The 11,489-nt window shown below is 65.9% G+C and carries 8 protein-coding genes; 4 read left to right on the forward strand and 4 right to left on the reverse strand.

From position 1 onward, the window contains the following. The first annotated feature begins 9 nt into the window (after positions 1-9). From ACZYZ7_RS26865 to ACZYZ7_RS26875, 3 genes are all read left to right on the forward strand, one after another. Complete coding sequence (locus ACZYZ7_RS26865) at positions 10-1,245, forward strand: chloride channel protein (protein WP_450069908.1); 1,236 nt, start codon at positions 10-12, stop codon at positions 1,243-1,245. Positions 1,246-1,765: 520 nt separating this feature from the next. Next, a complete protein-coding gene (locus ACZYZ7_RS26870) occupies positions 1,766-3,079 on the forward strand; it encodes a hypothetical protein (protein ID WP_450069909.1) in 1,314 nt (437 codons plus the stop codon). A 172-nt stretch (positions 3,080-3,251) separates the two neighbouring features. Continuing rightward, entirely contained in the window at positions 3,252-4,613 is a 1,362-nt protein-coding gene (locus tag ACZYZ7_RS26875) for a hypothetical protein (protein WP_450069910.1), read from the forward strand. A gap of 193 nt (positions 4,614-4,806) precedes the next feature. Here ACZYZ7_RS26875 and ACZYZ7_RS26880 read toward each other — a convergent pair whose 3' ends face one another. Both ACZYZ7_RS26880 and typA read right to left on the reverse strand, forming a co-directional pair. Further along, the gene (locus ACZYZ7_RS26880) at positions 4,807-6,684 is read right to left on the reverse strand and encodes an ABC transporter family substrate-binding protein (RefSeq protein ID WP_463742251.1); all 1,878 of its coding nucleotides are present in this window, start codon (positions 6,682-6,684) and stop codon (positions 4,807-4,809) included. A 466-nt stretch (positions 6,685-7,150) separates the two neighbouring features. Beyond that, entirely contained in the window at positions 7,151-9,052 is a 1,902-nt protein-coding gene (gene typA / locus ACZYZ7_RS26885; RefSeq protein ID WP_135457371.1) for a translational GTPase TypA, read from the reverse strand. 286 nt (positions 9,053-9,338) lie between these two features. Between typA and ACZYZ7_RS26890 the strand changes: the two genes are divergently transcribed. Continuing rightward, positions 9,339-9,605: a hypothetical protein gene (locus ACZYZ7_RS26890; RefSeq protein ID WP_019343449.1), complete on the forward strand. Its 267-nt coding sequence runs from the start codon at positions 9,339-9,341 to the stop codon at positions 9,603-9,605. Here ACZYZ7_RS26890 and ACZYZ7_RS26895 read toward each other — a convergent pair. Continuing rightward, on the reverse strand, positions 9,602-10,030 hold the full coding sequence (locus tag ACZYZ7_RS26895) for a pyridoxamine 5'-phosphate oxidase family protein (RefSeq protein ID WP_463742187.1): 429 nt from the start codon (positions 10,028-10,030) through the stop codon (positions 9,602-9,604). The genes ACZYZ7_RS26890 and ACZYZ7_RS26895 overlap by 4 nt on opposite strands. A 3-nt stretch (positions 10,031-10,033) precedes the next feature. Then, positions 10,034-11,419: a WS/DGAT/MGAT family O-acyltransferase gene (locus ACZYZ7_RS26900; protein WP_463742188.1), complete on the reverse strand. Its 1,386-nt coding sequence runs from the start codon at positions 11,417-11,419 to the stop codon at positions 10,034-10,036. Positions 11,420-11,489 lie beyond the last annotated feature (70 nt).

Raw genomic sequence — 11,489 nt, forward strand, 5'->3', positions numbered from 1 at the left:
ATTCACGGAGTGACCAGGCGTGAGCTTGAGTTCGGCTGCAGCATCGTCGTCATCGGGTTGCTGGCGGGCCTGGCCGGCATGGCGACGACGGTTCTCCTGCACTTCGTCGAGCACCTCACCTATGCGTACACATTCGGCTCGCTACTGGAAGGCGTCACCGGTAGCAGCCCGGTGCGCCGCGCAGTCGGCCCGATGATCGGCGGAGCGCTGGCCGGGTTCGGCTGGTGGGTTCTGCGTCGGCACCACGAAGTCCCCGGGCTGGCGTCGACCATCGCCAATCACCGTGCCATCCCCCGGCTTTCACTGACGCTCGACGCCGCGCTCCAGGTGCTCGTGGTGGGTTCCGGTGCATCGCTGGGCCGTGAGGGCGCACCCCGTCAGGTTGCCGTGGCGCTCGGCGACGCCGGCACCTCACGGTGGGCGTTGACGCCCCACGACCGCGAGATTCTGCTCGCCTGCGCCGCGGGGGCCGGGCTCGGAGCGGTATACAGCGTGCCGGTCGGCGGTGCGTTGTTCGCGATCCGGATCATGTTGCACACCTGGCATCCACGGGCAGTCGGAGCCGCGTTGGTCACCTCTGCGTTGGCAGTCGCCGTCGCGTCACCGGTGACGCATGTTCGGGCTCCGCTCGAATGGCCGGACCCGAGCCTGTCGTATTTACTGACCGGTTTCGCGTTGGTCCTGGCCCCCCTGGCGGTCGCGGTGGGCATGGCATTCAACCGGCTCATGGCACTGGCCCGCCCCACGGTGGCGCTCACGTCGTGGCTGATCATCCCGGGCATCGCCGCGGCGGGCCTGCTCGTCGGCCTTGGTTCGGTGTGGTGGCCCGAGCTCCCGGGCAATGGCAAGAGCATCCTGACTGTCAGTCTCGACAGTGGCATGACGCTCGGATCTGCCGCGGTGATCCTGCTCCTCAAACCCATCCTCACGGCGATTTTCCTGCGCGCCGGCGCGGTGGGCGGCATGCTCACCCCCGCGCTCGCGACCGGCGCCGCGCTCGGTTCGCTTATCGCCCTTGCGATCAACACCCTGGACGTTCACCCGGTCAGCGTCGCCGCGGTATCGCTGACCTGTGCCGCCGGAGTACTTGCCGTGACTCAGCGGGCACCGATCTGGGCGGCGTTGTTCGTGTGGGAGCTGGCACGTCCGCCGCTTTGGGTGCTGCTGCCGTTCTCGGCCGCCGCGCTGGCCGCTTACGGGCTCCAATCGCTCGCCGAGAGGCGCGCCAAGGTGACGGCCGTCTGACCGGTCGCGGGCAAACCACGACAACGAAATCCGTAGATTTTGAAACTGGCCGAGACTGCCACTTAGTTGCCATCGCAAGCATGGCGCGAATACCGGGACCGTCGGTCTCATTAGTGTCCGGCACCGCATCCCAGTGGTCTGTGTTTTACAGATCACACCATGATGTCCACTGTGTGCGCGCTAACTCCCCGACTGACATCACGTCTGCATTACCGCTGGGTAACCTAACCGCGCTTACGCCCAGGAGCTTCGCTAGCAATCCATTGACCATACCTGCCACTTCTTTGCTACGGCCGGTCGATCTCTCGCCCAAATATCGCTACTGCCGGTATCGCAACCATACTGTTCGACCTTGGGAAATGGGCACTACCAGCCGTATCACAGATGCCCTGAGTTCATTTGCCGAGCGCCAGCCGGGTTCCGACGAGCTGAAAATTAGTTAAGAGGGTTTGCAGACAACCGAACTTACTATGGGGTAACTTCTGCGCCGACCTTAGTTACGCTCCCGTAAGGAGACTCAATGCAACTCGCTGCTCGGTCGTACCTGGCCGCGGGGGTGGCACTCGTTGGCGCCAGCGCCATCGCAGTCAGCCCCACGGCTCCGCCCGTCCCGCAGGTTCATATGCCGTACGCGCTGACGGCTGCCATCGACAACCCGGTGACCGTCTTCGAGCCCGTGGCGACCGCGACGCAGACGTTGATCAACAACATCATCGAACGCCAGACCACCAATCCGGCGCCGATCCCCCGGCAACTCGTCGACAACGCGGTCGCCGGTTACCAGGCGTTCATGACCACGCCCCCGGTTTGGCTCATCGCGCAGACACTCGCGGACATAGTCGTCAACGCCCAGGAGTTCGGCCCCAACCTGGCCGCGCTCGGGGAAACCAGCGCAGCCGCGGTGACCGCGCTCGGCAAGGCGCTCGGCGATCTGGCCGCCGGACTGCCCGCGGCACTGCAGGCCGCCGGGGCACAGTTCGCCGCCGGCAATCCCAGCGGCGCCATCGATGCGTTGGTGCTGCCGGGGATGCAGCCTGTCGTCGATATCTTCCTCAACGCGATGAGCCCCGAGATCAACGCCATCGGGCACGTATTCAACGTTCCACAACCGCTCATCGATGCTGCCGCCAATGCCTCACTCGGCGTGATCATCGGGCTGGCTTCTGCCACAGTCGGTATCGGATTCGACATTCCCGGACAACCGCTGCCCTTGGTGAAGCAGGTCCTCGTCGGAGCCCAGAACGTAATCAACGCAGCAGTTTCCGGCGATCCGATCAATGTGGTGAATGCCGTACAGCACGGCATCTCCGACCTCGCCACGAGCATGGTCTTCCAAATCGACGCGACGATCAGCATGGGCAACTACATCGAAGACAGCTTCGTCGACGCCCTCAAGCAGATCAAGCCCAAGCCGTTCACCCCTCCGACCGACGTGATTACCGCCAAGGCGCTGGCCGCCCCGGCCCCCGCGACGGTCGAGGTCTCGACGCTGCAGGCCGAGAAGCCGGCATCGGCTCCAGTTTCCAACGCCGACAACGCTTCTGGTACCGAAGCCGACTCTGCCGCGGCTCCGGCAGCCGATGCTTCGAATGCTTCGGATGCTTCAGACGCCGGAGCCGACACGAAGCCCGTCACCAAGCTGACGAAGGCGTCGCCGAAGGCTGCCAAGGGACAAGCCAAGGAGAACTCCGCCAACGCAGTCCGCAGCCAGGTCAAGTCGGCCGTCAAGAAGCTGACCGACGGCCTGAAGAAGGACAAGACCGGCCCCCAAAAGGGTGCGGAGAAGAAGGCGGAATCCTCCAACGACTCCGCCAAGGGCTCCGACAAGGGCTAACCCCCAGCACCACCGGCAGGCCCCCTCCACCAGATCGGTGGAGGGGGCCTCCCGCTCCACCCAATCGCTCAGCGCGCGGCAGAACGACGCGGCGGCGGCAGTCCGATGACGGGCGAACCTCGTCAACGTAACCCCTTATTTCGCAGTTGACCTAGTCCCGTAAGGAATTCCAATGCAACTCGCTTCTCGGTCGTATCTAGCCGCAGGGGTGGCACTTGTAGGTGCCGGCGCCATCGCAGTCAGCCCACTGGCGCCGCCGGTACCGGACGTTCACCTTCCAGCGATTGACGTCTCGTCCGCCGCCGTGAACCTCACCGCCGCCGCCAATCCCCTGGAGCTGTGGGCCGACGTCATCGGAGCAGCCTTCCAGAACCTGGGCGGTCTCGGCGGGCAGGTGGCAGCGGACCCCGCCCCCGTCCTGCGCCAGATCATCGCCAACCAGCTGCACAGTGCGAATGTCTTGAGCGAGTCAACGCAGCAGCTCATCGAGGGTATGACCACAGCCCTCGACCCCGAGAGCTTCATGAGCTTCCAAGCGGCCGTCAAGGCTGCCACCGATCTGATCGCTGCCGGGAATCTCCAAATGGGCTTCGCCGCCCTGATATCGAGCCCCCTCATGCTGGGTCTCCCGCTGCTCTCCTTCGTGGGGAATCAATGGCTGCCCGGCGCCTGGTCAGTGATCGCCCAACCGTTCGCAAATCTGGCGAACATGGTGAAGCTGCTCCCCGAAGGCGCGCCGGCCCTGCTGTTGAACGGAGTCCTCTCCCCGCTGATGGCGACCGCCGCGGCCGGCGGATACGTCCTCGAGAACCTGGCCGACGCCACGAACAGCGGCGATGTGGCCGATTTCGTCACCACGCTGGTGAATTCTCCCGCCACACTCACCGGCGCCTTGCTCAACGGGTTCTCGATCGAAAACGGCGACGGCATGCCACCCACGTTCACGGCCGGCATACTGAGCGCCGCGCAAGGCTTCATCCCTGGCGGAACCATCTCGACGTTGCTGAGCACGCTCTCCCAGATCGCCGACTCGCTGGCCACCCCCGGCGCAGACCGCGACAACCTCCTCGGCGGCCTGCCTGGGCTCGGCGCTACTTCGGAGGCGGTCTCGTTGAATTCGACGCTGGCCCCCGCAGCCAAGACTGTGACGCTCGACGTCGCCCCGGCCAAGGAAATCAGCGCGACACCTGCTGCGTCGCAATCCAATTCGACAACGCCCGAGCCTGCGACCACGGAAGCGGCCACGTCGCCGGAGACCAGCCCTGCGGCTGACACCAACGGGGCTTCGGCCGACAGCGAGGACACCACCCCGGCGGCCGCCAAGCCGTCGACCGACGCTTCGCCGAAGGCGTCGCCCAAGGCCGCCAAGGGACAGGCCAAGGCGAACTCCGCCAACGCAGTCCGCAACCAGGTCAAGTCAGCCGTCAAGAAGCTGACCGACGGCCTGAAGAAGGACAAGCCCGGAGCGCAGAAGACCGCGGAGAAGAAGGCGGAAGCCTCCAAGGACTCCGCCAAGAGCTCCGCCGACAACTAGCACCCAGCGCCACCGCCAGGCCCCCTTCATCAACGCGATGGAGGGGGCCTGCGGCTTCTCCGGACGTTCTCAGCTCCCCACTCAGATCCAGGTCCGGTGGCGACTCATCGTCATCAGGCTCAGGCGCACACAACGCAGCCTGATTCACCAACATGAGTGGGCCTCCTCGCACGAGGGGCCCACTGCGCGCCTTCTAGCGCCCCTTGGTCCAGCTGCCCGCGTCGCCGACGATGCCGACGGGCACGGCACCGGTCAGACTGACGTTCTGCACGCTCGGTCCGGCGGCGACGATCGTCGTGTCCTGCAGGATCGGAAGGACGGTCGACATACTCCACAGCCGAGGCTCGACTGCCTGGATCACCTCGGCGATGTTCTGCGAGCCATCCAGTGCCCCATCGATTTTCGGCTGGATGGTGTGGTCACAGATGCCGGTGATATTGCTGGGCGCCTGCACCAGCTCACCCGGGTCAGGAGCCGGGATCGGCTGGGTCGACGTCGGCGTGGCGGTCGGCGCGGGTGTGGCGCTCGTGGTCGGCTTCGGCGACGACGACGGAGCGACGCCGGGAACCGCTGTCGAAACGGCAGTTGCTTCCAGAGCGCGGCAGCCGTAGCGCGAGGCAAGGCTGGTGGCCAGGTCTCCCCCGGCCTGATGCCAGCCGACGACGGCGTCGACGCGATTGTTCGTCAACGCATCTCCGTAGAGCGCAACAGGATCCAGGGCCAGCACCGAGGCATCGATGCCGACATTGCGTAATTGATCGGCCGCGGTGTTGGCCACCGCGATCGATGTCGGATCGTTCGATGCCACACCGAGCACCAAAGACAACGCGGCGCCGTCCTTGGTGATGCGCTGCCTGCCGTTGTCGGGTGCCGGCGGAGCGCCCGGGGCGGGCGGCTCAGCGACCGGTTCGATCTGATAGCCCGCACCGCGCAACAGATCCAGCGCGGCTTCCCGCGACATTGCCGGGGGCGCCGTCGGTACGTAACCGGGATCCGACGGAGAGCGCACCTGGGCCTGCGCCAGAGTCACGGTGTTGTCGTCGCCCGCACCCACCGACGCGAGCAGGTCGACATCGATAAGGCCCAGGATCGCCTTGCGCACCTGCGCTTCCGCGAGAGTGGGCTGCTGCCCACGCAGGGTCAACTGCATCACCCGCGGCGTGACGATCCTGGCGGTGCGGACATCGGGGATCGCACTCAGCTGTGCGAAAGTGGCTGCGCCACCGTGCACCTGGGCCACCTGGGTGTCGCCGTTGCGGATGGAGTCGGCGAGCGCGGCCGGAGCGCCACCCCGGCGGAACAGCACCAGATCAGGCTTGGCCGGCACGCTCCAGTATCGGTCGTTGCGGGCCAGCAGGATCTCATCACGTTGCGGGTCAATGCTTTCCACCCGGAACTGGCCGCCGGTAACCGGCATCGCCCGGGACAGGCCGGCGCCGAAACCACCGGGAATGTCCTTGACGATATGGGCCGGGAGGATGTCGTTGAACAGCTCCCGCCATGCCGGATAGGGCTGCGAGAACGTCACGACCGCCTGCTTGCCACCCTCGACCGACTGCACACCGGTGATCAGGTCATAACCGGCCGGGTCGACAACGCCTGGCTGGCTGACCATTTGGCGCCACAAATACCAGTAGTCGTCGGCGGCAATCGGTGCGTTGTCCGTCCACTGCGCCTCTGGACGAATCTTGTAGGTGACCGTGAAGGGGTTCTCACTGGTCACCTCGGCCGATTCGAGGAGGGTCGGATCGAGCTCCCAGCGCGACCCCGTCGGCGACTTGGGATCGGGCACCGGGCGGAACGAACTCGGCAGCACCATCGCCGAGACTGCCGCGTTCACCGGGGACTGGTCCGACAGCAGATGCGGGTTGAACCCCGGGCCGATCGAATCGATGGCCATGATGATCTGCGTCGCCTTCATCGGGGGCGGCGGCGTCGTCTCGGTCGTCTCGGTGCTCTGCGGGGCCGGCGGCGGGCTCACAGTGCAGCCACTGAACAGGAGCGCCGGCACCGATATGAGCGCCCCGATCGTCAACTGGGCGCAGCGGAGGGGTGTCGGCACGCTACTCAGGGTATCGACCCTCCCAGCCCGCCACCGCTGCGCATCTGCACTGCGGCGCCGGCGGCTCTTCAGCTACCCAAAACGAACAGATGGATACAAGTCTTTCACGCCGAAAACACCGCAATGATGGCCCACTTTGGGGTAAGTAACAGGTCATATCAGAGTCACCGTTGGGCAAATTCTCAGAAATTGACGAGCGTGCAGCATTTTGCATCCATTTCAGGCGATTCTCAGACAACGTCTGCCCGTCGGCCGGAGTGACCGACGTCACATCTCATCACGGAGGCACCGTTGGTCAATGCACTACGGCCCTGTGTGACGGCCGGCATCGGATAGCGCCGCCAAGCTATTGCCGTCATCGACTCTGCGGCAAGGGCATCGAGACTGCGATCAGATCGCGATCTCGGCGGATTTCAAGATCTGAGCGCAGAGTCGGCGCCGTGCACGCAGACTCGGCGCCCAGGAGAGCGATAAACTATCCGCGCGCTTTGGCCCGAGCCTTCGCACGCGCCCGCAGCGACGCCGTCAGCTCCACCTTGCGCACCCGCACGATCTCGGGCGTCACCTCGACGCATTCATCCTCCGCGCAGAACTCCATGGCCTGCTCCAGGGTCAGGTCCAGTGGCCGCGCCAGCGTCTCCATGACATCAGCGGTCGACGACCGCATGTTCGTCAGCTTCTTCTCACGGGTGATGTTGATGTCGAGGTCCTCAGCGCGGGGGTTGATCCCGACCACCTGGCCCTCGTAGGTGTCCTCGCCCGGCTCGACGAAGAACTGCCCGCGGTCGGCCAGCTGGATCATCGCGAACGGGGTGACCGAGCCGGACCGGTCGCTCACCAGAGATCCGGTATGCCGCGCCCGGATTTCCCCGGCCCAAGGCCGGTAGCCCTCGAACACCGCGTTGGCGATGCCGGTGCCGCGGGTCTCGGTCAGGAAGTCGGTGCGGAAACCGATCAGCCCGCGGCTGGGCACCACGAAGTCCATCCGCACCCAGCCGGCGGCGTGGTTGGCCATCTGCTCCATGCGGCCCTTGCGGTTGGCCATCAGCTGGGTGATCGAGCCGACGAACTCCTCCGGGCAATCGATGGTCAGCTCCTCGAACGGTTCGTGCAGCTTGCCGTCGATGTTCTTCGTGACCACCTGGGGCTTGCCGACGGTCAGCTCGAAGCCTTCGCGGCGCATCTGCTCGACGAGGATGGCCAGGGCCAGCTCACCACGGCCCTGCACCTCCCAGGCGTCGGGGCGGCCGATGTCGACGACTCGCACCGACACGTTGCCGACGAGTTCGGAATCAAGACGGTTCTTGACCATCCGGGCGGTCAGCTTGTGCCCCGACACCCGGCCGGCCAGCGGCGAGGTGTTGGTGCCGATCGTGACCGAGATGGCGGGCTCATCGACGGTGATGCGCGGCAGGGCGTGCGAGTTGTCGGGGTCGGCCAGGGTGTCGCCGATCATGATCTCGGTTATGCCCGCGACGGCGACGATGTCGCCGGCGACAGCCTCTTCAGTCGGAGTGCGGTCCACGCCCTCGGTGGCCAGCAACTCGGTGATCTTGGCGCTGGTGATCACCGGCGAGCCGTCGACCTCACGCATCCAGGCCACCTGCTGGCCCTTCTTGATCCGGCCGTTGTAGATGCGGATCAGCGCGAGGCGGCCCAGGAAGGCCGAGGCGTCAAGGTTGGTGACGAGCGCCTGCAGCGGCGCTTCGGGGTCGCCGGACGGTGCCGGGATGTGCTCCATCAGCACGTCGAACAGCGGGTCCAGGTTCTCCCCGTCGGGGTTCTCGCCGTTGGCGGGCTGCGTCGTCGAGGCGATGCCGGCACGGCCCGACGCGTACAGCGTGGGCAGGTCCAGCGCCTTCTCGGCGGCGGCCTGGGCCTCGTCGTCAAGATCGGAGGCCACGTCGAGCAGCAGGTCGTGGCTTTCCTCGACCACCTCGGCGATGCGCGCATCGGGCCGGTCGGTCTTGTTGACCACCAGGATCACCGGAAGGTGTGCGGACAGGGCCTTGCGCAGCACGAACCGGGTCTGCGGCAACGGGCCTTCCGAGGCGTCCACCAGCAGAACAACGCCGTCCACCATGGACAGGCCGCGCTCCACCTCACCGCCGAAATCGGCGTGACCAGGGGTGTCGATGACATTGATCACCGTCATGGTGCCGTCGGCGTGGTGCCGGTGCACCGCGGTGTTCTTGGCCAGGATGGTGATGCCCTTTTCCTTCTCAAGGTCACCGGAGTCCATCAGGCGCTCGACCGCGTCGTCGCCGCGGTGCGTCAAGGCACCGGACTGTCGCAGCATCGCGTCGACTAGGGTCGTCTTGCCGTGGTCGACGTGGGCGACGATGGCGACATTGCGAAAGCTCGGGCGTGAATCCACCCCGACATTCTCGCAGGCTGGCCGGTCGATCACGAAAACGAGAGAGCCCCGTCACGTTGAAGTCCGCAAAAATCGCCGGCCTGAAGCCCAAGAAAAAGTGCTGTAAGAGCAAGCCTCGCTGCAAACGCTGTCCCCTGGTTCTGCACAAGGTCCGCAAGGCCGAACACAACGGGTTGCGCGGTAAAGAACTGGACAAGGTCTTCAAACGGGCCAGGAAAACCTAGCGTTCGCGAGTACCGTTTTAGGTATCCGTCACGTTGCGATAGGCGTGCTTGGAGGTGCCGGGATGACGGTTTACGAAGCGCTCACGGTCGCTTTGATCATGGTGCTCGCCGCGGGAACCACGGTGGCGATCTACGTGGGCATGGCCAACTGGATCGGCGCCTGCTACATGGTCCGGTGCAGCGAATGCCACCACCTGACCTTCGCGTCGGCGAACCAGCCGCAGGCCTCCTGCGCGCACTGCCGTCACCCGATGCTGCTGCACCCGCTGTACGCGACGCAGCACCCGGGCCACGCCGTGCGGGTCGTCAACGACAGGTTGCGGTACTAGCCCACCCCGTAGTGCGGCATCGCGTGGTCCCGGAGCTCGCGCCCGGTGACCTTTTCGGCGCGTATCCGCACGAAGTGATCGCGGCGGCCCTCGGCCCACGGCTGCACGAACGTCCCGGCGACCTCCACCTGCTCGTCCACGTCGGTGATCGGCTCGGCATGCCCGACGATCGTCACGCTCCAGCCCGTCCGTAGGTCGGCGTCAAGCTCATCGGCCTGGAACGCCACCACCTGGTGCTCGATGGCCGCGGTCAGCTTGGGCCCGCCGGCCACCCGGATCACCACGTCGTCGTGCCAAACCCGGAAGTTGACCGGCTGCACGGCGGGCAACGCGTCCTCGGTGAACACCAGTCGTCCGACGCGCACCCGCTCCAGCAGATCCAGGCACTGCCTGCGGGTGAGAACGCCGAGTTCTTGTCCCTTCATCGATCAACCTCCCTGTACAAGTTGCAGAGTTCCCACCGGGGTGGAGCGCCAGTGGCCGACGCTGATGTCGACCAGACGGGCAACGGCACGCTCGATGCCTTTCGCCAGTTCGTCGACGTCGGGCGTCGAGTCGTAGTCGCCGATGACGCCGAAGACCAGGCGGTCGGTATAACTCATGATGGCGATACCGGTCCGCAGCTGCATCGCAATCGGCGGAATCGGCAGCAACCTGACGACTTCGCAGCCCATGACGCGCAACCGCTTCCGCGGCCCGGGCACATTCGTGGCGACGGTGACGACGCCGCGTTGCGGCAACCGGGTCAGTGCCCGCACGGTCCACGCGGTGAGCGGGAACGGAATCGCGTTGGCAGCCGACACCAGGATGTTGCCCGCTTCGCGCTGGCCGCTGGCCTTCGCTCTCGAGAGCCTGGAATGCACGGCGCGTAGCTGCTGCACGGGATCGGCCTTGTCGACCGGAAGGTACGGCAGCATCACGGAAACGCGATTGTCCGTACGGTCATGCGCATCGTCGGAGCGCACCGACACCGGCACCAACGTGCGCAGCGCGTCCCGTCTCGGCTTCTCGCCCCGGCGGATCAGCGTGTTACGGAAGCTGTCGGTGATCGCTGCCAGGGCAACATCATTGACCGTCACACCGAACTCCCGGGACACCGTGTCGACGTCGTCCAGTGACACCTCACCTGCCGCGTAACGCCTCATGCTCGTCACGGGCCCGGTCAACGAGCTGGCAGCCGCCGGACGCAGCAGCCCGGTGACGATGTCGAGGGCTCCGCGGACGGCCTGCATTGCGGCGACGGGTAGCCCGGTAGAGATGCGCCATGCTTCACCGAACCAGTCGGCCGGGCTGAAAGCAGCTGTCCCCCTGACAGTTTGACGAACAACACCCTTGCCGACCACGTCGCCGCCGTCACAGAGCCGACTCAACAGCCGTGTCGCGGCGATCCCGTCGACGATGCAGTGGTGGACCTTCAGCAGGATGGCCCACCGGTTGCCTTCGAGCCCGTCGACGATCCAGCACTCCCACAACGGACGGTCCCGGTCCAGGCGGCGTTCCATGATGTCGGCGGCCCACCGGTACAACACCGCATCGTCTCCGGGCAGTGGCAGCGCGGCATGGTGAATGTGGTGGGAAGCGTCGAAGTTGGTGTCTTCCACCCATTGCGGCGCGCCGAGATCGAGTGGCTGGGTGTGCAGCAGCTGATGCAGGCGCGGCACCGTCATCGCGCGTTCGGCCAGGCCGGCCACGACAGTCTCAGGGTTGGGCATCGGCCCGTCGAGCACGGCGATCGCCCCGATCGCCAAGCTCGCGTGGCGGTCGGAGTCCTCGGCTTCGAGGAACCCCGCGTCCAATGCGGTCAACTGCTCCATACCTGCAATCCTCCGCCTGCGGTCCATCCCCGGGCAGGGTCAAAGGTCCCTTGTTCAGGCGCTTGCCGGC

This window comes from Mycobacterium sp. IDUB_17 (assembly GCF_055419465.1).